Here is a 24,534-nt window from a genome sequence, read left to right as displayed (position 1 = left end):
GTCAGCGCGCCTGGAAAGCGGTCCAGGTCTCCAGGAGCGCGAAGCCCATCGACTCGTACAGCGGCCGGCCCATCGCGCTGCTGTGCAGGTAGGCGGCGTCCGCGCCAGCGGCGATGCCGTCGCGCAGAACCGTCTCGGTGAGCACCCGCCCCAGGCCACGACCCCGGGCGGACGGTACGACGGCGATGTTGAACACGCCCACCACGCCTGAGGTCAGCATCCCGAGCCCCGTGCCGGCGGGGCGGCCGGACTCCTCGGCCAGATAGCCGGTGATGGCGTCGGCGTCGAGCACCGCACCGCCCATCAGCGAGCCGAAGGCACCTGCGGGTGCCTCGAAGCTCTGGGCGAGCGCCTCGGTGTAGAGATCACTTTCAGTGGCGTCGACCTGGCGCACCAGCCCCCGCTGCGCCGTGCCGCCGCGCAACACGATGTCGTCGGTGGCGCAGGCCAGAAACGGCATCTCGCTGCGTTCGAGCAGCCCGTGCCGGGCCGCGAGATCGGCGACCTCGTCGCTCGCCTCACCACGCACCATGATCGACCATTGCGCGGCCTGCCTGCCGACCTCGGTCGCCATCTCATCGAGCGATCCGAGATCCGGCTTGGTCGTCGTGTCGTAGGCCGCGTTGAGCGTCGCGATGCCAGCGTGGGTCACGGCAGCGCGGGCGGTGCCCCGCTCGGCGTACCAGCCCTTCGGAGTCACCCGGCAGAGGATCTCGATGGCGTCGAAGTACGCCGCCGCCATCCGATCCGCGGTGGTGTTCACGGCTGTCCCCCTGCGTCGTACGTGAAGAGAACGACCGTTCCCCCGTGCCGGCAAGCTAACCGCTGCTCACGCTGGCGAGCAAATCCGGGCGTGCGGGAGAACCGATCAGGAATCGAGAAGCCCGACGGGTGTCACCCGGCCTAGCCTTTCCCCAGGTCACCGGCAGCACGCCTGACCTGAACGACGAGAGGGAGCCTGAGTATGTCCGCGAAGACCTCCACGACCACCTCCGACGGCTTCAGCGCCGACGAGCGGGCCGCGATGAAGGAGCGCGCCGCCGAGCTGCGCGCCGAGGGCAAGAAGGGTGCCAAGAAGGCCGACGGGCTGCAGGCGATCCTCGACCGGATCGCGCAGATGGAGCCGGACGATCGCGCGCTCGCCGAGCGCGTGCACGTGACGGTGACCGCCGCCGCCCCGGACCTGACGCCCAAGACCTGGTACGGGATGCCCGCCTACGCGAACGCGGACGGCAAGATCGTCGTGTTCTTCCAGGACTCCGGCAAGTTCAACTACCGGTACTCGACCCTGGGCTTCCAGGACGCGGCCAACCTCGACGACGGAGACCTGTGGCCGGTGGCGTACGCGCTGCAGAAGTGGAGCCCTGCGGTGGAGAAGAAGGTCACCGAGCTGGTGAAGGCAGCGGTCTCCTGACCTACGCCCCGCTGCGTCCGTCCATCGGCACGAGCGGCGTCCGGCCCTCGCTGGCCGGACGGCGGTGACGTGGACGATGATCGAGGGCCGGAGGCTGAGGGAGGCAGGCAGTGCGAACGATGTGGCACAGGCCGACAGCGGTGGGACGGGTCGCCCGGTGACGGGCCGGGCCGGTGAGGTGTTCGACACCACTCGGGCGGTGTCCGACATCGAGACGTTGCTCGCCGCGGATCTGCCCACCGGCGGCGCGACGGTCAGCGAGGGTGACCCGGCCACCGGGGAGTGGACCGGCACCCGGGGCGCGGGTTTCCGGATCATCCCGCTGTGGGAGAGCGAAGCCCTCACGGGCGTGTACGGCGCCGACTGGAACCAGGCCGAGGATGCCGCCGAGGCGAACCTGGCTCTCGTCCTCCGGGAGTCGGACCATCGGTGGGGCCCGCACCGGAAGGTCTCCATGCGCGTGCCGCTGTTTCGGCACCAGGCCCGCGCACCCCTGCCGGCACTGTTCCAGGCGCTGGCCGACCTGGACTGCTTCGGCGACCTGACGGTCTGGGGGCCGACGGCGACCGGAGGCCGATGGATCGCGGTCTCGGTCAACCAGTGTGACGGCGACGCCCCAATGATCATGACTGCGGTCGTCAGTCACGCCCCGATCATCGAACTGTCGGAGTGACGGATGTCCACCACAGACGATGCGCTGGCCATCGAGGCGGCGGAGGCCGGAGCCGCGGTGGTCCGTTCGCAGTACGGATCCTCGCTGACGCGCTTCGCGAAGATCGGCACCGACTTCGCCACCACCGCCGACATCGAGGCGGAGAAGGCCATCCTCGACATCCTGCGGGCGGCGCGTCCGGACGACGGCCTGCTGGGCGAGGAGAGCGGACGCACGGGCACCGGTGGAAACGGACGTACCTGGCTGGTCGACCCGTTGTGCGGCACGCTGAACTACAGCGCGCGGACCATGCTGGTCTCGGTCAACGTCGCTCTACGCACCGGCACACACCTCGCCGTGGCCGCCTCCGCGGACCCGTTCAGCGACGAGGTGTTCTGGACCGACGGCGTCGGCGCGTACGTCCGGGGTGCTGGCACCGACCGTCGACTCGCGCCGTCGGCCGAGTCGACGCTGGTCGACGTCAATCTTGATCCACCGTTCCCCCACCGGGACGTGTTCCAGGCCGCCCGGATGCTCGCCGACGAGGGGTTCATCGCACAGTTCCGCCCACGTGTGGTCTCCAGCACCCTGGCCGTGGCCTGGGTGGCTGCCGGTCGCCGCGCCGCCTACGTGACGGACGGCCGCGACCTGCGCCAGAGCGTCCACTTCGCGGCCGGCATCGCCCTCTGCCAGGCGGCCGGATGTGTGGTCACCGGGATCGACGGCCGGCCGCTGCACGCCGGCGGCGAGGGCCTCGTCGTCGCCGCGGACGAGCAGACACATGCCGCCCTGCTGGCTCTCATCCGCAAACAGGGCACCGGAAGGGAGTAAGGCCTGCTTGACATGAACCGCGGTTCAGGTTCTAGCGTCGCGTGGTGGATCACGTTGGTGGTCGGAAGGCGGATGAGTTGTTTCGCCGGACGTCCGTCACCCCCAGCACTGCTGTCGGAGGAAATCTGATGTACCTGCCACGCCCTCTGCGCCCGCGCACCGTCGCGAGCGCACACTGCGACCTGCCCTGCGGCGTCTACGACCCGGCGCAGGCCCGCATCGAGGCCGAGTCGATCAAGGCGATCTCCGAGAAGTACCAGGCCAGCGACGACCCCGAGTTCCGCACCCGATCGCTGCTCATCAAGGAACAGCGGGCCGAGCTGGTCAAGCACCACCTCTGGGTCCTGTGGACCGACTACTTCAAGGCACCGCACTTCGAGAAGTACCCCGAGCTGCACGGCCTCTTCAACGAGGCCACCAAGCTGGCCGGCGCCGGTGGCGCGAAGGGCGCCGCTGACCCGGCGGTCGCGGACCGGCTCCTCGGAAAGATCGAGGAGATCTCGAAGATCTTCTGGGAGACCAAGCAGAGCTGAACCGACCGGGACCGGGTGGCGCAGGCCACCCGGTCCGGCGTACCGCCTTTCAGGAGGACCGCATGACGTCGCGCACCGACCTCGTCGAAGAGTTGATGAGCCGCTTTCCGCAGGTGCCACGAGAGGCGGTCATCAAGGAGGATCTGCTGCGCGGCGGGCTCGCCTTCGACGACGCGGCGCTGACCGACAACGAGAACGGCACGGTCAAGCCGAAGTCGTACTTCATCTTCTCCTTCGATCACCGGACGCTGCCGGAGTTGGGTACGGCCGCGCTGCGTCGGCCGCCCGAGGAGATCGTGCTCACCGGCGGTCCGTACGAGCTACGTCGTACCGTCGTCTCCGTCCGCATCAATCCCAGCTCGCCGTACCGGGTCGGGACCGACGGCGACGGTCGACTGCGGCTGTTCCTGGACGGACGGCCGATCGCCGATGTCGGGCTGCCGCCCATGCCGGCCTACTACCGCCACACGCTCGCCAACGGCAAGTCGGTGATGGAGGTCGCCCCGACGATCCAGTGGGGCTATCTCATCTACCTGACCGCGTTCCGGGTCTGTCAGTACTTCGGTGCCAAGGAGGAGTGCCAGTACTGCGACATCAACCACAACTGGCGGCAGCACAAACAGGCGGGTCGGCCCTACACCGGTGTCAAGCCCGTGGACGAGGTGCTGGAGGCCCTGGAGATCATCGACCGGCACGACACCGACCGCGCCTCGCAGGCGTACACGTTGACCGGCGGGAGCATCACCTCGCAGGTCGACGGACTGGCTGAGGCGGACTTCTACGGCCGGTACGCGCAGGCGATCGAGGAGCGGTTTCCCGGGCGGTGGATCGGCAAGGTCGTCGCCCAGGCGCTGCCCCGAGCCGACGTGCAGCGCTTCCACGACTACGGGATCCGCATCTACCACCCCAACTACGAGGTGTGGGACAAGCGGCTGTTCGAGTTGTACTGCCCGGGCAAGGAGCGCTATGTCGGCCGGGAGGAGTGGCACCGCCGCATCCTCGACTCCGCCGAGGTCTTCGGCGCGGGCAACGTGATCCCGAACTTCGTGGCGGGCATCGAGATGGCGGCCCCCCACGGCTTCGCGAGCGTGAGCGAGGCGATCGACTCCACCGCCACCGGGCTCGAATACTTCATGTCGCGTGGGATCACGCCGAGGTTCACCACCTGGTGCCCGGAGCCCACCACGCCGCTCGGCCGAGCCAACCCCGAAGGCGCACCGCTCGAATATCACGTCCGCCTGCTGGAGGTCTACCGGGCGACGATGGACGCCAACGGTCTGTCCAGCCCACCCGGATACGGCCCGGCCGGACCCGGCCGGGCCGTATTCTCGGTCAGTTCCTTCATGGACACCCTGCCGGCCACGCCCTCGTGACGGGTGCCCGTGGCACGGTCACGCCGCGGCGACTGCCCGAGCGGCCGGGAACCGTACGCCGGTGAGGTCTTCCGAGACGGCCCAGAGGCGTTGCTGCACTGTCACGTCGTAGGACTCGGGGCTGGACGTGACCAGCCTCGGGTGGCCGCGCACCTCGCCCAGGCCGTCGGGGCCGTAGTACTGCCCGCCGAGGACGGACGGGTCGGTGGCGGCCCGCAGGGTGGGCAGCGCGCCCGCTGTCGCGGGCTGCGTGATCACCGGGGCGAGCCAGGTGACCGGCCGGCGGACGACCGCCGGGGTGTTGCGGGTCAGTTCGGTGTTGGAGACGCCGGGGTGTGCGGCCACCGCGACGGTGGTGCCGTGCGCGGCGAGACGACGCTGCAACTCGTAGGTGAACATCAGGTTGGCGAGCTTCGACTGGCCGTAGGCGGCAGCCCGGCCGTAGGAACGTTCCCACTGCAGGTCGGCGAAGTGGATGGCCGCGCGGATGCGGTGGCCGGTGCTGCTGACCGTGACCACCCGGGAGCCGGGCACGGGCAGCAGCAGGTCGAGCAGCAGGCCGGTGAGGGCGAAGTGGCCCAGGTGGTTGGTGCCGAACTGCATCTCGAAGCCGTCGCGGGTGGTCTGCTTCGGGGTGTACATCACGCCGGCGTTGTTGATGAGCAGGTCGATCCTCGGGTGGGCGGCGCGCAGGCCGTCCGCGGCGGCGCGCACCGACTCCAACGAGGTCAGATCCAGCTCCCGTACGGAGACGTCGCCGTTGATCCGGGCAGCGGCAAGCTTGCCCTTCTGGGTGTCGCGCACGGCCAGCACGACTGACGCCCCGCGCTCGGCGAGCCGCCGGGCGGTCTCGAAGCCGAGGCCGGTGTTGGCGCCGGTGACCACGGCCACCCGGCCGTCCTGGCGCGGAATCTGCTGCTCGGTCCACTTCATCTTGGGCTCCCCAATGTACCGCCGGTAACTTATGTCTGAACGGTAATGTACCGCCGGTACGATGTCAAGAGACCGCCGGTACCTAAGCTAGGGTTGACGGCATGACGTTCCAGCGGGCGCGCAGCGAGGAGCAGCGTGAGATCCGGCGCCGGGCGATCCTGGAGACGACCTCGGCGATGCTCGACGAGATGCCGGTCGCCGAGGTGACCCTGAACGAGCTGAGCCGGCGGGTCGGCCTGGCCAAGACGGCGGTGCTGCGCTATTTCGAGTCCCGCGAGGCGGTGCTGCTCGACCTGATGGACCACCGGACGACGACCTGGCTGGCCGAGCTGGACCAGGAGTTGGCACGCGGTGTCGACCTGGACCGGTCCGCGTTGGAACGGGCCGAGCAGGTGGCCGACGTGCTCAGCCGGTCGCTCGCCGCCCAGACCGTTCTCTGTGATCTCTTCGGCGCGCAGGGCGGGGTGCTTGAGCACAACGTGTCGGTCGAGGTGGTACGCCGACACAAGCGGGCGTCGCTGGGCAACCTCGCGGTGATGGCCGACCTGGTCCGGCGGCACCTGCCCGAGGTCGGCGACCGCGCCGAACTGTTCTGCCTGAACGTCCTGCTCGTGGGTGGCGCGCTGTCCGCCTACACCTCGCCGCCGCCGAGCCTGCTCGCCGTCTACGAGTCCGAGCCGGCGCTCGCGGTCCACCAGGTCGACCTGCGGACAGCCCTGCGGGTCGCGATCATCACGTCGCTCGTGGGCATGCTGCCGCGCTCCTGAGTCCGGAGCACAGCAGCATGCCCACGCCCTAGTACTCCTACGTCACTTGATCTGCCGGCTGGCTTACTCGGCTAGCTCATGAAGAAGATCATGGCCGCGAGGCTTGCCCCCATGGCCAGGTACTCCCAACGGAGCAGGTCCGTGATCCGTCGATTGCGCAGCCGGACGAGTGCGGCCGCCATCCAGCAGAGGTCAGCCGCCGTGGCGGCGCGTAGCAACACGAGCGTCGCGTCATGGCCGGTGACGATGCCGTGGTCCATCCGGGGCCCGGCGGCCATGTGGTGGGTAGCCATCGACCCGCCGTGTTGATGCATCAGCACGGCGAGCGCCATGAGCACGGCCCCGGCCGTACGGTGCCAGTCCACCTCCGGGCCGCGCTCGGTCGGACCGCTGGTGACGAGTGCCACCGCGAAGGCGAGGAGCAGCAGCGCGCCCGCGTACTGCACAACCGGTGCGGCGTCGAGGGTCACCGCGACCATGACAGCCACCATCGCACCCGCGAGCATCCGGGCCCTGCGGGACGCGCCCGCCCGCGGCACGACGCAGCAGCAGGCCGACACCACGGCCGACCCGAGCATGATCATCTCGAGCGTCAGGACGTCACCGCCGGCGTGACGCCGGGGCGTGACCATTGGGCGGTGGGGCGGCCGTTGAGACGCCACGGGTGACCACTGACCCGCGGCCAACCTTGGGGTGAGTTTTCCCAGTTCTCTTGCCGGCCGTACACGGTGAGGTCCAAGGCGTGGTAGCTGGTCGTCAACGCCTCCACGCCCCGCCCGGTGGTCCAGTAGGTTTCGTAGACCTGGTCGCCGTCGCGCAGGTAGCAGGCGATGAACCCGAATTCGCGACCGTCGGCTAGAGCCGGGTCGGAGTCTTTCGCCGAATACCAGGGGAACGGGTAGCCCATGAACTCCGCGAACGGCGCACTTTCGTCGTAGGGGCCCTGGCAGAACACGGCGTAGGTGACGTCCCGGGCATGCAGGTAGTCCAGCATCTGCATGTGACAGGTCGAGAAGGTGCACCCCTCACACTGATCCCCGTACGGTTTGTCGTCGTGCCACATGTGGAAGTAGGCGATGAGCATCCGGCGGCCCTCGAAAACCTCCGCCAGCGGGGTGTCCCCGCCGGGGCCCCGGACCGTCACCGTCGGCATCAAGGTCATCGGCAGCTGACGACGAGCGGCTGCGATCGCGTCTCCTTCGCGGGTATGGGCCTTCTCCCGGACCAGCAGTTCGTTGCGCTCGCGCAGCCAGGTCTCCCGGTCGACGACCGGGGGCGTGGCTGCGCTGGACGCGGGGGTTGCCGTCATGGCTGTCTCCTTCGTGTGGGGATTGGTCACAGGTACAGACGACCGAGTCGGCGATCGTCATCGGTGACCGATGACGGATGGGGCCCGCGGTCGTCAGTACGGTTGTGAGGACCACTCAGCCCCGGGGAGATCACATGTCCGACTCGCCTGACAAGCAGGCGGTCTGGCTGCAGCGCGCCTTCGACGAGCACCAGCGCGAGCTACACGTGCACTGCTACCGCCTCGCAGGGAACGTCACCGACGCGGACGACCTGGTGCAGGAGACCTTCCTGCGGGCCTGGCGGGCTCGCGACCGCTTCGAGGGTCGGGCGTCGGCGCGCACCTGGTTCTACCGGATCGCCACGAACGTCTTCCTCGACAGCCGCAAGGCGGCCGGTCACCGGACGGTTCAGTATGGTGACCCGCTGGAGTGGTCCACCGAGCTCGGTCCCTATCCAGACGCCCTGTTGGCCGACGATCCGCAGACCGGTCTCGCCGCCCGGGAGACCGTCGAGCTGGCCCTGATCGCAGCGCTCATGTACCTGCCGCCGCGGCAGCGGGCGGCCTTCGTGCTGCGCGACGTCTACGGCTGGACGCCGCAGGAGATCGCCGGCGCGCTCGACACCGCCGTAGCGGCCGTCAACAGCCTCCTCCAGCGGGCCCGCCACACCCTCCGGCGGCGCGCTCCGTCGGACCCACAGGACTGGCGCCGCCCGCAGCTCACCAGCGAGGACGAAGAGATCCTGCGCCGCTACGCCAACGCGAAGGACCCGGAGACGGTCCGGGCACTGCTCGCCGAGGACGTACGGATCACGATGCCGCCCGAGCCGCCGGTCGTCGGGATCGACGCGGCCGCGGAGTTCCTCGGCCGACCGCTCGACTGGCGTACCTTCCCCACCTCGGCCAACGGGCGCCCGGCACTGATCAACTATCTCCGCCGGCCCGGCAGCCCGCACTACGAGGCGCTGGTCGTCGACGTACTCCGGATCGAGAACGGGAAGATCGTAGAGAGCAACGCCTTCATCGGTGCCCGTCACGTCGCCGCCTTCAGCATGCCCGCCACGCTCGAGCCCTAGACGAGTAAGTTTCAAGCTAAGTGGCCGAGCCTGCGCTGGTAGTGGGATCGCCGGGCTCGGGCTTGGGATGTTCGTCGCCAGGTGGACCAATGCAGGGTGTGCGCTGGGGGTAGTGGCAGGGCGAGGACGAAGGCGTTGAGGAGTCGGCGGATCTCGGCGACGGTCAACGCGATGATCTCCGGGTCGGGGTCGGGCTGCTGCGCGGTGGTGGCGGCGAGGATGGTCAGGACGGCCAGGGCGAGCATGGCCAGGGTGATGAACCGGTGCCAGCCGGTCCAGCCGCGGACCTGGTAGTGGTCAAGGCCGACCTGGCCTTTGCCGGTTTGGAACAACTCCTCGATGCTCCAGCGGGATCCGGCGACGGTCACGAGGGTGTGCAGCGGCACCAGGCGAGGTGACCAGCACAGGTAGAAGGCCAGCTCGCCGGTGGTTCGGTTGCGGCGGATGAGCAGCCACCGGTGCTCACCGGCGCTGGTGGCGGTGGTGACCCAGGCCCACGGATAGTCGCGGGGACCTTTCGCTCCCGATCCGCAGCTGTGCTGCTGCCACTCGGCGGTGGGTATCCGGTCGGCGAGGTCGTCGACGCGGATCGAAGTGCGGCCGTCGTTGACGTGCACGCGTCGGTCGCAGCCGACGGCCAGGACGTAGCCGATCCGGCGGCGTTCCAGGTCAGCGCGCAGGCCGGGGTGGGCGCCGTAAACCTCGTCGCCAGTCACCCACCCGACCGGGACACCGGCGTCCAGCGCAGCGGCGATCATCTGCCGTGCCAGGGCAGGCTTCGTAGCGAACCCGACGTCGTCCGGGACGCCGGCGGCGGTGAGACGGTCGGGGCGATCGCACCAGGATGTCTCGGGTAGGTAGAGCCGGCGATCGATCATCGCCCGCCCCGCCGGTGACACGTAGGCCAGGAACACCCCGACCTGGCTGTTCTCGACACGCCCGGCGGTGCCCGTCTACTGCCGCTGCACCCCGACCGAGCACACGCCCTTCTTCAGGAAGCCGGTCTCGTCGACGACAAGCACCGCGTCGGGGTGGCCGAGCTGCTCGATCAGCCAATCACGCACGTCATCGCGGACGGCGTCGGCGTCCCACACCGCCGTACGCAGCAGCCGCTGCATCGCCTGCGGATCGTCGTGACCCGCCCGTTCGGCCAACGACCAGCAGGTCTTACGTTCCACGTCCGACAGCAGCCCTTCCACGAACTGCCCGGCGGTCCGACGGGGCTCCGCCCGCACGAACCGGTCCGCGACACGTGTCACCGCCTCGTCCAGGATGACCCGCCACCCGGTCGGGTCTACGCTGCGGCACACGGCCACCGCACGATCTTCGGTTGTCCTCACAAACCATCGATGATCAACGCGGTGGCCGTCCTATGCCGGCGCCACGCCCAACGCCGAAGCCAAATGACGTTGGAGTACTAGCTGGCGTACGTCTCGAACTCGCCGACCCGGGGCGTACCGCTGGAGCTGTTGATCTTGAAGGTGATCTTGCTCAACGACGTAGCGGAGAAGCTGATGGAGCCCGCCCCGCTGCCGGAGGCCAGGACGGCGCCGGTGTCGTGGTTGACCAACTGCCAGGACCCGATGGAGCCCTGGGTTCCCGACGGCTCACGGATGATCACTCGGGAAACCCGTGTGGCCGAGCCCCACTTGATCGAGATGGAGCCGGTCGAGCCGGCCGGTGACCAGTAGCTGCTGATGTTGCCGTCGCGCACGTTGCCGTAGCTCGTCCCGCTGGCCTTGCTGGAGCCGTCGGCACTGGCACCCAGGCTGAGATTGGTCCCACTGGGCGGAGGCGTGGTCGGCGGCGGCGTGCTCGGCGGCGGCGTGGTGGGTGGGGGCGTGGTCGGCGGAGGTGTGGTCGGCGGCGGGGTCTGCGGCGAGCAACTGCCGTTCGACACCCTCAGACCCGTGTTGGCGCCCACCGTCTGCCGAACGATGTCCGGCACGCAGCTCGCGCCGTCGAGGCTGTACGGGTACGGGATGCTGACCGTGGTGGTGGACGTCAGGTTGGGGCCGGCGGGGTAGTTCTCGCTGCCGGTGCCGGACCAGGTCACGTTGTCGAGGATGTTGCCGCTGACCTGCCAGAAGCCGCGCTCGTTGGTGTAGAAGGTGCCGAGGACGTCCTTCGAGTCACGGAAGTAGTTGTTCTCCACCTTGGCCTTGGCGCCGGCCCGGGAGTTGATGCCCGACTCGTGCAGGCTCACGTAGTGGTTGTTGTAGATGTGGGCCGTGCCACCGCGCAGCAACGGCGTACGGGAGTCGATGTTCTCGTACAGGTTGTGGTGGTACGTGATGAAGCCGTTCGAGAGGTCGCTCTCGCTGGAGCCGACGAGGCCGCCGCGACCGGAGTTGCGCAGGATGCTGTAGGACAGGGTCACGTACTGCGTGTTGTCCTTCATGTCGAAGAGGCCGTCGTACCCCTCGGACTCCCCTCCCGACGCCTCCAGGGTGACGTGGTCGACCCAGACGTTGCGGACCGTGCTCTCCATGCCGATGGCGTCTCCACCGTTGGAGGTGGGCGAGCCGGACTTCTTGACGTTCCGGATGGTCACGTTCTGGATGATGATGTTGCTGGAATCGCGGATGTGGATGCCGAGCTGGTCGAAGACGGCTCCGCTGCCGACCCCGATGATGGTGACGTTGCTGATCTGCTTGAGCTCGATCACGCCCGCCGCGGTGTTGCAGCTCGAACCGGACACCTTGGTGGTGTTGCCGTGGTTGATGGTCCCGGTGACCTCGATGGTGATCGGGGTGCTGCTGCTGGCCCGGCCGCACAGTGCCGCATGGATCGCCGTGCCGGTGGTGGCCCGCACCGTCTGCCCGCCCGCGCCGCCGGTGGTCCCGCCGTTCTGGGTGGCGTAGCCGGTGGCGCTGCCGACCGCCGCCGACGCCTGAGGGGTCGGCATGGCAACCACGACCGCGATCCCCACGGCTGCCGTGGCCAGCGCTGCCGGTAGTCGTACCGAAACTGCTCGTCTCATCTCGCCTCACTTCGCATTCGTCTGGTCTTTTCCGACGCAACGCGACGGTCGTCGCGACCGGCCGGCACCTCGCGTCTGAGAAATTGGCGGTAGTCAATCGCCTGACTGTCCTCGACATCCCCTTGCCCCTGGTGAATGCGGCGGGCGTCGCGCAATCGACACCCACTGCTGGCATCGCTCTAAATGCGATCACCCGGGCTCATGAATGAAACATCGATGCAACGCAATCGTAGGAAAGCGGTTTCCCTCAAGGCAAGGGTTAGCGCTTGCAGGTTTGTTGCAGTGCCTGACGCGAGGCGGGAGTTGCGACGGCGACGACACACCAGCGCCGACCGCGGTGGACCTTCGAGCCGTCCCCGGGACCACCCGGTCAGACCCCGGCGATCATGAAGTTGTTGCCCCGACACGCCGCTGTCGATGGCAATAACTTCATGATCGACGAGGTCCCACTGGGCCGGTTGTCTCAGGCGGGCTGACCGTGGTCGAGGAGCCGTAACCGGGCAGGTCCGGGCGGGGCGCCTTCGCCCCGGCCCGGACCTGTCGGCGCACGCCGCTGTCTCAGCTGCGCAGCTGCCACTGCTGGTTGGTGCCGCCGTTGCAGGACCAGAGGATCAACTTCGTACCGTTCGCCGTTCCGGCGCCGTTCGCGTCGAGGCACAGGCCGGACTGCACGCCGGTGATCGTGCCGTTGGCGTTGACGTTCCACTGCTGGTTGGCCTGGCCGTTGCAGTCCCAGATCACCACTGTGGTGCCGTTGGTGGTCCCCTGGCCGGAGGCGTCCAGGCACTTGGTGCCGTAGACCATGAGCTGTCGGCTGGCGGTATGGGTCCACCGCTGGTTGGTGGCGGAGCTGATGCAGTCCCAGATCTGGGCCTGCGTGCCGTTGGTCGTGCTGGAGTTGCCGATCTCGGCGCACCGGCCCGACTGGACGCCCACGATCTGCACGTTCTGTGGGTTGGTGCCGCCGCCGCTCTGCACGCCCGCCGCGTTGATCACCGTCTGCGCGCCCGACGGCCAACTGCCTCCTGTGACCGTGACGTTGCCGTTGACCACGTTGCCGCGGTCGCCGTTGGTCACGTTCGTGGAGTTGTTCGTCGACCAGTTGTTGGTGACGGTGAAGTTGCCCATGTTCTCCGCGTACCAGTAGTTGGCGGTGGCCCAGGTGCCGGTGGAGGAGAACACGTTGTTGCGGGCGGTGTAGTAGCGGGAACCCTCGTCGAAGTAGAGCCCGAACCAGCCGTTGGTCCGCAGGCAGTAGTTCTCGTTGATGGTGCCGCCCGGGTTCGCCGACAGCGTGTAGATGCACCCGCCGTCGGTCATCTGCTGCATGACGTCGTGCACGTAGTTGCCGATGACCTGGTTGTTGGCCGCGGTGGTCGCCGTGGTGTAGCGCGGCTGGTAGTTGTACAGGCCCCGGTTCGCGTAGTGCTGGCTACCGCCGGCGTCGTTGGCGCCCCAGCCGTAGCCGACCGACAGACCGGTGTACGGCATGTTGTAGACCTCGTTGTGCGAGATCAGCGACGTGTTCACGTAGGTGGCCAGTATCGAGACGACCCCCCGGTACTCCAGGCCGAGATCGTGCACCCGGTTGTTGCTCACGGTGATGTTGCGGTTGAGCATCCGCTGGTCGCCGGGGTGGTGCGCGTCGGCGCGTACGCCGCCGACCACGATGCCGCCGGCGGAGTTCCGGGCGATCTCGGATCGGGTGACGGTGATGTTGCTGGCGCCCAGGCCGACACCGCTGGCGTGGGCGTTGGCGTCGTTACCGATGCCGATGGCCGTCTGGCCGAGGTTGACGAACTGCGAGTCGCTGAAGGTGATGGTGTTGGCGGCCGACACCTGTACGGCGGCGGGCATCTGATTCCAGTTCGGCCGGGTGGCCTCGAACTGGGGGCAGCCGGCCTGGCAGGAGGTCAGCGCATCGGACGGACGCGCCCAGGTGCCGGTGAGGTGCGCGCCGGTCTGCTGGTCGGCGAAGCCGTTGCTGCTGCTGGGGCCGAGCCAACTGGTGCCAGTGAAGGTGATGCCGTTGAACGAGATGTGGTGCGCGGGCGCGTCGTAGGTGCCGCCGACGTTGACCAGGGACTGGAGCTGCGGCAACTCCACGCTGACGGAGCTCATGTTCTGCCCGGCGAGCGGGATGTAGTTGAGCTGGCCGTTGCCCGGGTTGAGATACCACTCCCCCGGTGAGTCCAGGAACTCGTACGCGTTGGTCAGATAGAACGGACCGGCGCGGTGCGGGCTGGAGAGGGTGTCGAACCCGAAGGTGTTGTTGTTCCACGCGGGTTGCTGCATCGTGAGGAAGTTGCCGCTGATGCTCTGCACCGGCGAGTACCGGTCGGTGAACGAGCCGATGCTCTCCACCTCGACCCGGTTCTGGTTGCCGAGGTTGTTGAGGTAGCTCAGCGCGCTGTTGCTGAACCGCATGCCGGCCGTGGTGAAGGTGAAGTCGGAGCGGTTCACGGCGGTGCGCGCCCGGGTGGCGACTGCCCCGTTGACGTAGAGCTGGCGGGAGTCCAGCCCGGCGCCGACGTTGGCACGCCAGATGTTCCTGCCGGAGTCGACCTGCGTCCAACCGGTGACGGCCCGGGCACCGGTGATCGTCGGACGGGCGGAGGGCGCCGCCCGCCAGATCACCTGGTAGCCGTTGTTGCCGGAGTCGGCCGCGGTCAGGCGCATCGGTGAGGTGAGCCGGTAGGTGCCGTTGGCCAGCTCCACGACGATGTCACCGGACATGGAGCTGTTCTGCGACCGCACCGCAGCCTGGGCGGCGGTCAGCGAGCACGGTTGGCTGGCGGAGCAGCTGGTGCCGCTGCCGGTGGGCGACGCGTAGAGCGTGGTGGTGGCGGCGACGGCCGGGGTGGCCGCGAATGTCACGGCGGCCACTGCGGTCACCGCCGTCACGGCGGCGCCGGCCAACAGCCGGCGCAGAGGAGGGAAAGAGGACACGGGACGGTGCTCCTGACGTGCGGAGGGCATGGGGAAGGGACGCCTCGACGGGCGGGAGGCGTGGCGGTCGGGCGGGCGGCTACCCGAGGGTCTCCCGGAGATAGCGCAGGCCGTCCGTGGCGAGGCGGTCCTGTGAGGGTGCCAACGGGCGCCAGATCGCCGCGGCGGTGGCGATGGTCTCGTTCTCCGCCGTGAACGACTCGATGCAGATCGCGCCCTGGTAGCCGGTGTCCCGCAGGACCGTGAAGAAACGGGGCCAGTCGAAGTGGTCGGCACCGGGAGCGCCCCGGTTGGTGCCGCTGACCTGGACGTGCTTGATGTGCGGGCCGGCGACCGCGAGGGCCGCGTAGGGGTCGGCCTCCTCGATGTTCATGTGATAGGTGTCGATCATGATGCCGACGCTCGGCGGTAGGCCGTCGATCAGCTCGACCGTCTGCTCGATCGTGTTGACGACGCTCGTCTCGTAGCGGTTCAACGCCTCGACGCCGATGCTCACGCCGCACTCGCCCGCCAGCTCGGCCACCGGCGCCAGGGCCCGCCGGAAGTCCTTGTAGCAGGCGGCGCGAGCCGTCGCCGACATCCGCCAGGTGCGGCCGACCGAGGCGTACACCGGGCCGCCGACGCATCCAGCGCCGACGGCCGCGGCGCTCGCCACGCACCCCATGAGGTACGCCACCGTCGACTCCACGACGGCCGGTGCGGCGTCCACCAGGTCCCGCCCCGGCGGGGTGACCGCGCAGACCCCGGCGGCGACGAGGCCGTGCGCCGCCAGCAGGTCCCGGGTACGGACCGGGTCCCAGTCACCGGGCTGCTCGATCGGCAACTCGACAGCGTCGAAGCCGAACGCGGCGATCCGTGGGATCAGCTCGGCCAGGGCCTCGTCGTCGACCGGCGAGGCCCACACCCAGGGGTTGACACCGATGGCGTACACCCGAACCTACTTCCAGCGCTGCGGGTAACCGGGCAGGTCGGTGCAGCCGCACATCGCGTAGTGCAGCGGCGGCATGCCCGGATCGAGGTACCGGTCCAGGTTGTCCTGGGTGACGGTCGGCTGCGGCAGCTTCCACGGGTTGGAGACCTGCTCGCCGTCGAGAATCCGCAGTGCGGCGATGATCGGCGTACGCCACTGGTAGGTCGGGTAGGTCGGCGCGATCGCGGTGAGGTTCTTGTCCTTCCAGATCTTCAGGAAGTCGAGCTGGTCCTCACCGTTCATCGGCGGGACGGGCTTGCCCGCGTCCTGGAACGCCTCGACCGCCGCGACGGCCACCGCTCCGGCGTCCATCCACACACCGTCGATCGTGCCGTAACGCTGGATGTAGTCGTCCACGATCTTCTTGGTCTTGGCCGGGTCGCCGTCGGTGAACTCGACACCCACGACGTCGACCTTCGCCTTGTCGAACGCCACCTTCGCCGCCGACCACCGGGTTTCCAGGACGTCGACACCAGGCAGGATCCGCAGGGCGAGGACCTTGCCGCCGGGCTTCATCTTCTGACTGACGAACTCGGCGCCCACATGACCGAACCCGTAACCGCCGATGGGGTTGATGAAGGTCACCGGGCACTTCGTGTTGACGCCACGGTCGAAGACGATGACCGGCAGACCCGCCTGGCAGGCCGCCTCGACGGCCGGGGTCAGCGTGGCGGTGGTGTTCGGCGAGACGATGAGCGCGTCGCAGCCCTTGCCGAGCAGGTCGTTGATGTCCGCGATCTGCTTCTGGTCCTTGCCTTCGGCGTCGACGTGCACGAACTCCTTGATGCGGCTCTTCTGTGCCTCGACCTCGGCCTGCATGGTCTTGAACCCGACCTGCCGCCACGGGTTGTTCAACGCCGCGTTCGAGAAGCAGATCTTGTGCGGGCCCGCCTTCTTGAACTTGGCGGTGTCCACCATCGTCGGGTTGAGCACCTGCTCCCACGGCTTGTCCGCCGGGCCCGTGGCGGCGGCGTCGAGCAGCGCGAGCTCCGCGTCGTAATCGGCCTGCACGAAGAACTTCGACTGGTCCCCGGTGCCCGAACCGGCGGCAGGGGCACTGCCCGAGGGGCCGGCGGCCGGCTCGTCGGTGGAACAGGCGGTGACGGACAGCAGCGTGACAGCGGCCAGCGCCGCCATGAAACGTCGCACTATGGTTCCCCTTTATCTCGACGAAGAACGAGTTGCGGAGACCGCCACGGCGAGCAGGATGATCCCGCCCTGGACGGTCGACCTGAGGGCGCCGGAGACGCCGTAGAAATTCATGAGGGCGAAGAGCAGTTCGAGGGTCAGCGCCCCGAGCATCGCGCCGACGACCGCGCCGCGACCCCCGCCCAGAGCGACGCCACCGAGGACGACCGCGGTGATGGCACCGAACTCCAGGCCCGCTCCGGCCTGGAACGAGACGCCGCTGTAGCCGCCCAGCAGGATCGCCGCCACGGCCGCCGCGAGCCCGCTGAGGATGAAGGCGATGGTCCGGGTACGCCAGACGCGTACGCCGCTCAACTCGGCGGTGCGCGGATTGTCGCCGACGGCGACCAGCGTCCGGCCGAAGTCGGACCGCATCAGCAGCACGGCCACCACCGCCAGGACCAACAGGACCAGCAGCGCGTACGGCATTCGGCCGAGCACCGGCACGTCCTCGAAGGCGCGCCGGCCGAACCGCCGGAACTCCTCGGAGAGCCCACCCTTCGGGGCACCGTCGGACCACAGGTAGACCGCCCCGACCAGGATCAGGAACATGCCGAGGGTGGTGATGAACGACGGCACCCGCAGCCGTGTGGTGATGAGGCCGTTGACCAGCCCGACGAGTGCTCCGAAGGCGAGCAGGAGCAGCACCACCGGCCAGGTACGCGCCGGGTCTCCGTCGATCAGCCGGGCGGCGACGACCACCTGCGCGGTGACCAGGGAACCGACGGAGAGGTCGAACTCACCGCAGACGATCACGAAGTACTGACCGGCGGCGAGCAGGATGATCGGCGCCGAACGACCGAGGAAGGACATCAGCGACGGCGGGGACAGGAAGTCGGGCTGCCGGATGCCGACGAGCACCAGCAGCACCGCGAGAATCGCGAGGATCGGCAGGACGCCACCGGGGCGCACCCGCGGCAGACGCAGCGGCAGCGAACGGGGCTGGACGGTCTGCATGGTCAGGCCGCCTTTCGCATGGCCCTGCGGGCGTAGACGGCGACCGCGGCGATGATGATGACGCCCCGGATCACCTGCTTGAAGAAGGCATCCACCTCGAGCTGGTTGAAGATGGCGTCGATGCTGGCGAGCAGCAGCACCCCACCGACGGTGCCGATGACACCGCCGCGCCCACCGGCGAGGGCGGTCCCGCCGATCACCACGGCGGCGATCGACTCCAGGTCGTAGAGACCCTCGGTGCCCACCCGGGGAGCGCCCGAACCGAGCCGACTGGCCAGGTAGATGCCGGCGAGCCCGGCACACATCGAGCAGAGCACGTGGGCGGTGACGAGGATCCGGTCGTTGCGGACACCCGAGAGCCGGGCCACCTCCGGGTCGCCGCCGACGGCGACCAGGTGATGGCCGAAGCGGGTCCGCGAGAGCGCGAACCAGGCCGCCGCGGTCACGGCGATCAGCAACAGGAACGACAGTGGCACCGGGCCGACGCGCTGGTAGCCGAGAGACTGCACGAGCGTGGGCGAGGTCGTGCCGGCCGGGCCGTCGTAGCCGTTGTCCAGGTAACCCTTGAGCAGCAGACCGACGCCGAGGGTCGCGATGAACGCGTTGACCCGGAACTTGGTGACGAGGAGCCCGTTGAGCAACCCGACACCAGCGCTGACGGCGAGCGCCAGGCCGATCGCCGGCACCAACGCGCCGTCGCTGCCGTTCATCGTCTCGGCCGCGACGAGAGTGCTGAGGCTGATCACGTACGCCACCGACAGGTCGAGCGAGCCGCCCAGGATGACCAGGGTCTGTCCGACGGCGACGAGCCCGAGGCCGGCGGCGACGTGCAGCAGACTCACCGTCGTGGACTGGTTGAAGAGCTGACCGCCGTCGACGAGGACGACCAGCCAGCCGATCGCGAGGGTGAGGGTCAGGGCCACGAAGACGCCCGGTACGGGACGGCGGGCCGGAAGGAGCGACAGGGCGCTCATGCAGCGGCCTCCCGCGCGGTCCCGACCGCCAACGCGACGACGTCCTCCTCGGACGCGCCGGCGGGCAACTCGCCCACAATGCGGCCGTCGCGCAGGACGACGATCCGGTCACTCATCCCCAGCAGCTCCGGCAGGTCGGACGAGATCATCAGCACGGCAGCGCCGTCGCGGGCGAGACGACGGACGAGATCGTGGATGGCGGACTTCGCGCCCACGTCGATACCCCGGGTCGGCTCGTCGAAGAGCAGGATCCGCGGGTTGAGCGCGAGCCATCGGGCCAGCACGACCTTCTGCTGGTTGCCCCCGGACAGAAAGCGGATCTCCTGGTCGTCGCCGGCGCCTCGGACCTCCACGGCGGCGAGCAGCTCGCGGGCGCGAACGGTGCGGGCGGCGTGGCCGGAGCGAATCGCGAACACGGCACGGCTGGCGAGCAGCGTGTTGTCGAGGACCGACTGTCGGGGGACGATCCCCTCGCCCTTGCGGTCCTCGGTGACGTAGGCGATGCCGGCCCGCATCGCGGTGCGTGGCGAGCGCAGCCGGAGCGGCCTGCCGTCGAGCGTGACCTCGCCGGTCGTGAACGGCGACACCCCGAAGAGCGCGCGGGCGAGCGCCGAACGCCCGGAGCCCTGCAGGCCGCCGACGCCGAGCACCTCGCCGGCACGCAACTCGAGGTTGACGCCGCGCAGCTTCCGGTTTCCCGCGTCGCGGACGGTGACCCGCACCGGGCCCAGGTCGTCGGGGCTGGCCCGGTCGGGGTAGTAGCTGGAGAGCTCCCGGCCGACCATGTGCCGCACCAACTGGTCGCCCGTGGTGTCCGCGGTGTCCACTGTGGTTACCCGGCGACCGTCCTTCAGGACGGTGATCCGACTGGACAGGTCGAAGACCTCGGCGAGCCGGTGCGAGACGTACAGCAGCCCGATGCCCCTCTCCTGGAGTCGGCGCACCAACCCGTAGAGCAGCTCGACCTCGTGGTCCGCCAGCGAGGCGGTCGGCTCGTCCATGATGAGCAGCCGCGCGTCCAGGGCCAGTGCCTTGGCGATCTCGACGACCTGCTGCTGCGCGACGCCGAGCTGCCCCACCCGGGCGTCCGCCGGCAACGTGGTCTCCCCGATCGAGGCGAGCAGTCGCGTGGTGCGGTCGAGCATCGCCCGGCGGTCGACCAACCCGCGGCGGACCGGCTCGTGGCCGAGGTAGACGTTCTCGGCGACGGTGCGCTCCGGGAGCAGGTTGAACTCCTGGTGGATGATGCCGACGCCGGCCCGTTGCGCGTCGCGCGGACCACGGAACACCCGGGGTTCCCCGGCGAACTCGACAGTGCCCTCGTCCGGCGAGTACCCGCCCGAGACGATCTTCATGAGGGTCGACTTCCCTGCGCCGTTCTCACCGACGACGGCATGGACCTCGCCTGGCGCGACATCGAAGTCGACATCGCCGAGAACGCGTACTCCGAGGAAGGACTTGCCGATACCCCGAAGGGTGAGCAGCGGCACCGGCCGCGAGTCTGACATCCCGAGTGCCCTCACAGACAGTAGTTATCGACAGCGTTCAATGCCACACTACGGTGACTTTGAAGCGCTGGACATCAAACTTTCGTAGGAACGGAGGCGGCTTACGTTCGCGCGTTGCAAACATTCTCTTGACATCGGCGAAACATCACACGTATGAAGATAGATGTTTGGATGCGGCTCCGCAATCCTCGATCTAGGCCGACTGCCAGGCCGGTCCTTGATCGACAGTGGCGCCGCAACCAGGGAGCCGCTCAGGGCCGTCGTCCACCGGGCAGGACATCGGATGTTACCCTCGTTGATTGACACACATCGATCTCTAGCTCATCCTGACCTCGCGGGCCACGGGACGACAACCACGGCCACCATCACGCTGTGTGACGTCCTGCCGGTCTGACTGCCGTTTCGGCGAACGGCACGAGGACAGCCCAGCGCGCGCTCGTGCCCGCCCAGGCGTCCAGGCACAACCTGACGCACCGTAGGGCCCGTGATCGCAATCCCCACGACCGCCCAACCTAGGAGACGGCATGCGTCGCAATACATTGATCATCGCGGTGATCGCCGGCCTGTTACTGTCGCTCGGACTCGCCCCACCCGCATCGGCGGCCCCGGCCTTCCGCGCCCTGCTGTTCACCAAGACCGCCGGCTACCGGCACGACTCGATCCCCGCCGGGATCGCCATGTTCCAGCAGCAGGCGGCGGCGAACAACTTCGAGCTGGTGGCGACCGAGGACTCCAGCGTCTTCACCGCCAGCAACCTGGCGACCTTCGACGTCATCATCATGTTCCAGACCTCCGGCATGGTCTGGACCTCGGCGGCGCAGCGCCAGGCGGTGGAGGGCTACCTCGCCAGCGGCAAGGGCATCGTCGGCGTCCACAACGCCACCGACATGGGCATCGAGTCGGAGTACCCGTGGTGGGACCAGACCATCAACGGCGGCGCCCACATGCCCGAACACTCCCCCGGCGTGCTGCCCGGCACCGCCATCGTCGCGGACAAGCAGCACCCGTCGACGGCCGGTCTGCCGGATCGCTGGAACCGCAGCGAGGAGTGGTACAACTTCGACACCAACCCGCGCGGCAACGTGCACGTCCTGGTGACCGCCGACGAGCGCACGTACAACCCGGGGTCCCGGGCGATGGGCCCGGACCACCCGATCTCCTGGTGCCGCAACGCCGGTGGTGGACGGGTGTGGGCCACCGCGATGGGCCACGCGATCGACTCCTACAGCGAGACGAACTTCCGCAACCACGTCCTCGGTGGCGTCCGGTGGGCCGCCGGCAACGTCGCCGGCGACTGCGGCGGCACCGTCTGGGGCAACTTCGAGAAGCGCACCCTCGACGACAACACCGTCGACCCGATGGCGATGGCAGTGGCCCCCGACGGGCGGGTGCTCTACGCCCAACGCGGCGGGCAACTGAAGATCTTCAAGCCCTCCACCAACAGCACGGTCACCGCCGGCACGCTGAGCGTCTACACCGGCGGCGAGGACGGTCTCACCGGCATGGCGCTGGACCCCAACTTCGCCACCAACGGGTACGTGTACCTGTACCACTCGCCGGCGAGCAGCACGACCGACGTCAACCGCGTCTCCCGCTACACGCTCTCCGGCGACACGTTGAACATGTCCAGCGGTGTGACGATCATCGACATCCCGGCGTACCGTGACCGGACGTTCCCGGAGCCCGGCCACACTGGCGGGTACATCGAGTTCGGCCCGGACGGCAACCTCTACATCGGCACCGGCGACGACACGCCGCCGAACCTCGACCCCAACTGGCAGGGTTACGCCCCGCTGGACTGGCGGTCGGGCAAGTCCAACCTCGACGCCGCCAGGACCGCCGGCAACACCAACGACCTGCGCGGCAAGCTGCTGCGCATCCGGCCCGGAGCCAGCGGCAGCTACACCATCCCGTCGGGCAACCTGTACCCCCAGGGCACCGCGCAGACCAAGCCGGAAATCTACGCGATGGGCTTCCGCAACCCGTTCCGCTTCTCGATCGACGCGGCCACCGGCTGGGTCTACCTGGCCGACTACGGGCCGGACCGCAACCCGCCCACCACCAACCGCGGCCCCGAGGGCCTGGTCGAGCTCAACGTGATCAAGACGCCCGGCAACTACGGGTGGCCGTTCTGCCACGGCGACAACCAGCCCTACGCGCCGTTCAACCCGGACACCGGCGTCGTCGGCTCGAAGTTCAACTGCTCCGCACCGGTCAACAACTCCCCCAACAACACCGGCCTGACCAGCCTGAAGCCGGTCGTCGCACCCAACATGTGGTACGGCTACGGCACCTCGCCGACCTTCCCGGAGCTCGGCTCCGGCGGCTCCGCGCCGATGGGCGGGCCGGTCTACCGGTACGACCCCGCGAACCCGTCCGCGACGAAGTTCCCGCCCTACTACGACGGCGTCCACTTCTTCTACGAGTGGTCGCGCAGCTACATCAAGGAGGTGCACTTCGACTCCGCCTCGGCGGTGACCCGCACCAACCCGTTCCTGCCCACGGCCCGGTTCAACAAGCCGATGGACATGGAATTCGGCAAGGACGGCTCGCTCTACCTGCTGGAGTGGGGCACCAACTTCGGTGGCGGCAACAGCGACTCCGGGCTCTACCGGGTCGACTACATCCAGGGCGGCCGGTCGCCGATCGCCAAGGCCACCGGCACACCCACCAGTGGCACCGCCCCGCTCACCGTCCAGTTCAGCAGCGCGGGCACGGCCGACCCGGACCCCGGCAACACGCTGAGCTACCAGTGGACGTTCGGCGACGGCACAAGCTCCACGGCCGCGAACCCGTCGAAGGTGTACACCGCCAACGGCAACTACACCGCGCAGTTGAAGGTCACCGACAACACCGGTAAGACGGGCTTCGCCAACGTCCAGATCACCGTCGGCAACAGCGCCCCGGTGGTCACCATCACCACACCATCCAACGGCGGCATGCTCACCTTCGGTGACAAGGTGTCGTACCAGATCAACGTGACCGACCCGGACGGCGGCACTGTCGACTGCTCGAAGGTGGTCCTCAACCCCGCGCTCGGTCACGACGACCACGCGCACGAGACCACCGAGTATCCGGGCTGCTCGGGCACCATCTCCACCGACCTGCTCGGTGGTCACCCGGACGGCGCCAACCTGTTCTACGTGCTGAACGCGCGCTACACCGACAGCGGTGGTGCGGGGGGCGCGGCCCCGCTCACCGGCACCGCGCAGGCGATCCTGCAACCGAAGCACAAGCAGTCCGAGTACTTCAGCAGCCAGTCCGGCATCCGGGTCGTCGACCAGGCGGCGGCGGAGAGCACCAAGCGCGTCGGTGACATCTCCAACAACGACTGGATCGCGTTCAGCCCGATGAGTCTGTCGGGCATCTCGACAGTCAGCTACCGGCTGTCGTCGCCATCCGGTGGAGGCTCGATCGAGCTGCGCGCCGGCTCACCCACCGGCACGCTGCTGGCCACGACTCCGGTGCCCAGCACCGGTGGTTGGGACAACTACCAGTCCACGACACCCGTGAGCGTTGCCGCGCTCAGCGGGACCCAGACGCTCTACATGGTGTTCAAGGGCAGCGGCAACAACTGGTTCGACCTCGACTCGCACACCTTCGGGGGCGCCGGCGTCGGCGTACCCGGAACCGGCGGTGGCCTGGCGGGGAAGACCTGGACGGTCACGGCCCAGCACAGCGGCAAGCTGATGGACGTCAGCGGTGTCTCCACCGCCGACGGCGCCCAGATCACCCAGTGGGCGGCCACCGGGGGCAACAACCAGAAGTGGCAGGCCGTCGACGCCGGTAGCGGTGCCGTCTACCTCAAGGCCGTGCACAGCGGCAAGTGCGTCGAGGTGATCGGCAGCTCCACCGCGGCGGGTGCCTTCCTCCAGCAGGCCACCTGCAACAACGGCAACCAGCAGAAGTTCACCGCGACCGCGACGGGAACCTCCGGGGTCTACACGGTGCGCAGCGTGCTGAGCGGGCTCTGCGTGGACGTCAACGGCGCCGCCACCACCGACGGCGCCCGACTGTTGCAGTGGACCTGCCACAGTGCTGCCAACCAGCAGTGGCGGTTCACCGCGGTGTGACCCGCGGCTGTCGCCGTAGCGAATGATGTCCCGGTCGGGACCGGTATCCGATGAGCGGAGCCGGT

Annotated in this window: 20 protein-coding genes and 1 pseudogene; 9 read left to right on the top strand and 12 right to left on the bottom strand. The window is 68.7% G+C overall.

All coding sequences use genetic code 11. From position 1 onward, the window contains the following. Position 1 precedes the first annotated feature (1 nt). The gene (locus HNR22_RS31945) at positions 2–763 is read right to left on the bottom strand and encodes a GNAT family N-acetyltransferase (protein WP_179782928.1); all 762 of its coding nucleotides are present in this window, start codon (positions 761–763) and stop codon (positions 2–4) included. A gap of 201 nt (positions 764–964) precedes the next feature. Here HNR22_RS31945 and HNR22_RS28335 point away from each other — a divergent pair, with 201 nt between their 5' ends. The 5 genes from HNR22_RS28335 to HNR22_RS28315 all read left to right on the top strand — a co-directional run bounded on the left by HNR22_RS28335 (position 965) and on the right by HNR22_RS28315 (position 4,803). Then, entirely contained in the window at positions 965–1,414 is a 450-nt protein-coding gene (locus HNR22_RS28335) for an iron chaperone (protein WP_179782927.1), read from the top strand. Positions 1,415–1,571: 157 nt separating this feature from the next. After that, a complete protein-coding gene (locus HNR22_RS28330) occupies positions 1,572–2,087 on the top strand; it encodes a hypothetical protein (protein WP_179782926.1) in 516 nt (171 codons plus the stop codon). Between the two features lie 3 nt (positions 2,088–2,090). Continuing rightward, the gene (locus HNR22_RS28325) at positions 2,091–2,897 is read left to right on the top strand and encodes an inositol monophosphatase family protein (RefSeq protein WP_179782925.1); all 807 of its coding nucleotides are present in this window, start codon (positions 2,091–2,093) and stop codon (positions 2,895–2,897) included. 128 nt (positions 2,898–3,025) lie between these two features. Further along, positions 3,026–3,430: a superoxide dismutase, Ni gene (sodN, locus tag HNR22_RS28320; RefSeq protein WP_179782924.1), complete on the top strand. Its 405-nt coding sequence runs from the start codon at positions 3,026–3,028 to the stop codon at positions 3,428–3,430. Positions 3,431–3,492: 62 nt separating this feature from the next. Next, positions 3,493–4,803 carry a radical SAM protein gene (locus HNR22_RS28315; RefSeq protein WP_179782923.1) on the top strand — a complete coding sequence of 437 codons (1,311 nt, stop codon included), beginning with the start codon at positions 3,493–3,495 and terminating at the stop codon, positions 4,801–4,803. An 18-nt stretch (positions 4,804–4,821) separates the two neighbouring features. On the opposite strand, the gene HNR22_RS28310 is transcribed toward HNR22_RS28315, so the two are convergent. Next, positions 4,822–5,736: an SDR family NAD(P)-dependent oxidoreductase gene (locus tag HNR22_RS28310; RefSeq protein WP_179782922.1), complete on the bottom strand. Its 915-nt coding sequence runs from the start codon at positions 5,734–5,736 to the stop codon at positions 4,822–4,824. 101 nt (positions 5,737–5,837) lie between these two features. On the opposite strand from HNR22_RS28310, the gene HNR22_RS28305 reads away from it, so the two are divergent. Continuing rightward, positions 5,838–6,503 (top strand): TetR/AcrR family transcriptional regulator, encoded by a 666-nt coding sequence (locus HNR22_RS28305; RefSeq protein ID WP_179782921.1) that lies wholly within the window; start codon positions 5,838–5,840, stop codon positions 6,501–6,503. A 71-nt stretch (positions 6,504–6,574) separates the two neighbouring features. Here the strand turns inward: HNR22_RS28305 and HNR22_RS28300 are convergent, their stop codons facing one another. Continuing rightward, a complete protein-coding gene (locus tag HNR22_RS28300) occupies positions 6,575–6,982 on the bottom strand; it encodes a hypothetical protein (RefSeq protein ID WP_179782920.1) in 408 nt (135 codons plus the stop codon). Here HNR22_RS28300 and HNR22_RS28295 point away from each other — a divergent pair. Further along, on the top strand, positions 6,981–7,118 hold the full coding sequence (locus HNR22_RS28295; RefSeq protein WP_179782919.1) for a hypothetical protein: 138 nt from the start codon (positions 6,981–6,983) through the stop codon (positions 7,116–7,118). The genes HNR22_RS28300 and HNR22_RS28295 overlap by 2 nt on opposite strands. Here HNR22_RS28295 and HNR22_RS28290 read toward each other — a convergent pair. Next, positions 7,096–7,812 (bottom strand): DUF899 family protein, encoded by a 717-nt coding sequence (locus HNR22_RS28290; RefSeq protein ID WP_179782918.1) that lies wholly within the window; start codon positions 7,810–7,812, stop codon positions 7,096–7,098. The genes HNR22_RS28295 and HNR22_RS28290 overlap by 23 nt on opposite strands. Before the next feature lie 134 nt (positions 7,813–7,946). On the opposite strand from HNR22_RS28290, the gene HNR22_RS28285 reads away from it, so the two are divergent. Further along, positions 7,947–8,867 (top strand): RNA polymerase subunit sigma-70, encoded by a 921-nt coding sequence (locus HNR22_RS28285; protein WP_179782917.1) that lies wholly within the window; start codon positions 7,947–7,949, stop codon positions 8,865–8,867. Between the two features lie 11 nt (positions 8,868–8,878). On the opposite strand, the pseudogene HNR22_RS28280 reads toward HNR22_RS28285, so the two are convergent. The 8 genes and pseudogenes from HNR22_RS28280 to HNR22_RS28245 form a co-directional block, all read right to left on the bottom strand. Then, a pseudogene (locus HNR22_RS28280) lies at positions 8,879–10,183 on the bottom strand (IS701 family transposase). A gap of 101 nt (positions 10,184–10,284) precedes the next feature. Continuing rightward, the gene (locus HNR22_RS28275; RefSeq protein ID WP_179782916.1) at positions 10,285–11,850 is read right to left on the bottom strand and encodes a pectate lyase family protein; all 1,566 of its coding nucleotides are present in this window, start codon (positions 11,848–11,850) and stop codon (positions 10,285–10,287) included. 558 nt (positions 11,851–12,408) lie between these two features. Beyond that, positions 12,409–14,799 (bottom strand): ricin-type beta-trefoil lectin domain protein, encoded by a 2,391-nt coding sequence (locus HNR22_RS28270; protein ID WP_343059997.1) that lies wholly within the window; start codon positions 14,797–14,799, stop codon positions 12,409–12,411. A gap of 79 nt (positions 14,800–14,878) precedes the next feature. Then, positions 14,879–15,730 (bottom strand): TIM barrel protein, encoded by an 852-nt coding sequence (locus HNR22_RS28265; RefSeq protein ID WP_179782915.1) that lies wholly within the window; start codon positions 15,728–15,730, stop codon positions 14,879–14,881. Positions 15,731–15,736: 6 nt separating this feature from the next. Beyond that, positions 15,737–16,918: a substrate-binding domain-containing protein gene (locus HNR22_RS28260; protein WP_343059996.1), complete on the bottom strand. Its 1,182-nt coding sequence runs from the start codon at positions 16,916–16,918 to the stop codon at positions 15,737–15,739. A gap of 12 nt (positions 16,919–16,930) precedes the next feature. Continuing rightward, on the bottom strand, positions 16,931–17,914 hold the full coding sequence (locus HNR22_RS28255; protein ID WP_179782914.1) for an ABC transporter permease: 984 nt from the start codon (positions 17,912–17,914) through the stop codon (positions 16,931–16,933). Positions 17,915–17,916: 2 nt separating this feature from the next. Next, positions 17,917–18,888 carry an ABC transporter permease gene (locus tag HNR22_RS28250; RefSeq protein WP_088947080.1) on the bottom strand — a complete coding sequence of 324 codons (972 nt, stop codon included), beginning with the start codon at positions 18,886–18,888 and terminating at the stop codon, positions 17,917–17,919. Continuing rightward, a complete protein-coding gene (locus HNR22_RS28245) occupies positions 18,885–20,396 on the bottom strand; it encodes a sugar ABC transporter ATP-binding protein (RefSeq protein ID WP_179782913.1) in 1,512 nt (503 codons plus the stop codon). Before HNR22_RS28245 ends, HNR22_RS28250 begins: the two co-directional genes overlap by 4 nt. A 524-nt stretch (positions 20,397–20,920) precedes the next feature. Between HNR22_RS28245 and HNR22_RS28240 the strand changes: the two genes are divergently transcribed. Continuing rightward, complete coding sequence (locus HNR22_RS28240; RefSeq protein WP_179782912.1) at positions 20,921–24,469, top strand: ThuA domain-containing protein; 3,549 nt, start codon at positions 20,921–20,923, stop codon at positions 24,467–24,469. Positions 24,470–24,534 lie beyond the last annotated feature (65 nt).

The organism is Micromonospora jinlongensis, from assembly GCF_013410645.1.
GTDB classification, from domain to species: Bacteria; Actinomycetota; Actinomycetes; order Mycobacteriales; family Micromonosporaceae; genus Micromonospora; species Micromonospora zamorensis.
The sequence above is the reverse complement of the archived record's forward strand: the minus strand, read 5'-3'. Positions and strand labels throughout refer to the sequence as shown.